The sequence below is a fragment of the Roseateles sp. P5_E11 genome (assembly GCF_054049355.1).
Map to the genome: position 1 here is coordinate 1 of NZ_JBFUMO010000867.1, position 1,745 is coordinate 1,745.

At 63.1% G+C, this 1,745-nt stretch carries 2 protein-coding genes; both read right to left on the reverse strand.

Annotation, left to right across the window (positions count from 1 at the left end):
• Positions 1-211 (reverse strand): translation initiation factor IF-3 (gene infC / locus ACXJKR_RS31550; protein WP_457326209.1); only part of this gene is annotated, 211 nt, incomplete at its 3' end.
• A gap of 66 nt (positions 212-277) precedes the next feature.
• On the reverse strand, positions 278-1,745 hold a 1,468-nt coding region (thrS, locus tag ACXJKR_RS31555), incomplete at its 5' end, for a threonine--tRNA ligase (RefSeq protein ID WP_457326208.1).

Below are 1,745 nucleotides of genomic sequence, written 5' to 3' on the forward strand. Positions count from 1 at the left end.
CCATCAGCCGGCAGACCGGCGGATTCGCGGTGGCAGAGATCTCGACCAGATCCACATCCATGTCGCCCGCCATACGCAGGGCTTCCTGGATGCTGACGACGCCGATGGGTTCGTTCTCGGGGCCGTTCAGACGGACTTCGGGAGCCATGATTTCGCGGTTCAACCGGTGCTTGCGCTCCGGAATCGCACGACGGTCAGCAAACGTAGCGATGGTGTAGACCTTTCAACGGGCCCCCAGGCGAGAGGCCCAAACAAAACAAATCGCGCCCGAAAGGCTTCAGACCTTGGTGGTGATGTCTGCGGAGATCCGAGAGAGGAAGTCCTGCAGGGGCATCACGCCGAGGTCCTGGTTGCCACGGGCGCGTACCGCAACGCTGCCATTCGCCTTTTCCTTGTCGCCTACGACGAGGATGTACGGCAGCTTTTGCATGGAATGCTGGCGGATTTTATAGGTGATCTTCTCGTTGCGCAAATCTGCTGAGGCCCTAAGCCCTTGTTTTTGCAGCGATTTCACAATTTCAGACACGTAATCGGCCTGCGCGTCGGTGATATTGGCCACCACGACCTGCGTCGGAGCCAGCCAGACGGGCAGCGCGCCGGCATGCTGCTCGATCAGGATGCCGATGAAACGCTCCAGGCTGCCGACGATTGCGCGGTGCAGCATGACGGGTGTCTTGTGCTGGCCGTCCTCGTCGACGAACTCGGCGCCCAGGCGCCCCGGCATCGAGAAATCGACCTGCATCGTGCCGCACTGCCATTGGCGGCCGAGGGCGTCCTTCAGCGTGTACTCGATCTTGGGGCCGTAGAAGGCGCCGTCTCCGGGGGAGATGATGAAGTCCACGCCCGAGGCACGCAGCGATTCCATCAGCGCGTGCTCGGCCTTGTCCCAGACCTCGTCGGAGCCGATGCGGGCGTCAGGGCGCGTCGCGACTTTGTAGATGATGTCCGTGAAGCCGAAGTCCGTGTAGACCTTCTGCAGCAGGGCCGTGTAGGCCACGCACTCGGCCAGGATCTGGTCTTCCGTGCAGAAGATGTGGCCATCGTCCTGCGTGAAGCCGCGCACGCGCATGATGCCGTGCAGGCCGCCGGTGGGCTCGTTGCGATGGCACTGGCCGAACTCGCCGAAGCGCAGCGGCAGGTCGCGGTAGCTCTTGACGCCGTGCTTGAAGATCAGGATGTGGCCCGGGCAGTTCATCGGCTTGAGCGCGTAATCGCGCTTCTCCGACTCCGTCGTGAACATGTTGTCGCGGTACTTGTCCCAGTGGCCCGTGGCCTCCCACAGCGTCTTGTCGAGCAGCTGCGGGCCTTTGACCTCCTGGTAGCCGTTGTCGCGGTAGACGCGGCGCATGTACTGCTCCACCTCCTGCCAGACCGTCCAGCCCTTGGGATGCCAGAAGACGACGCCGGGGGCGTGCTCGTCGATGTGGAAGAGGTCCAGCTCCCTGCCGAGGCGGCGGTGGTCGCGCTTCTCAGCTTCCTCCAGCATCACCAGGTACTTCTGGAGGTCGTCCTTGGTCGCCCAGGCCGTGCCGTAGATGCGTTGCAGCATCTCGTTGCGATGATCGCCACGCCAGTAGGCGCCGGCCACCTTCATCAGCTTGAAGTGCTTGAGCTTGCCCGTGCTGGGCACGTGGGGACCGCGGCACAGATCTTCAAACGCGCCCTCGGCGTACAGCGATACGTCCTGGTCGGCCGGGATGCTTTCGATGATCTCGGCCTTGTAGGCCTCGCCCATGGCCTTGAAG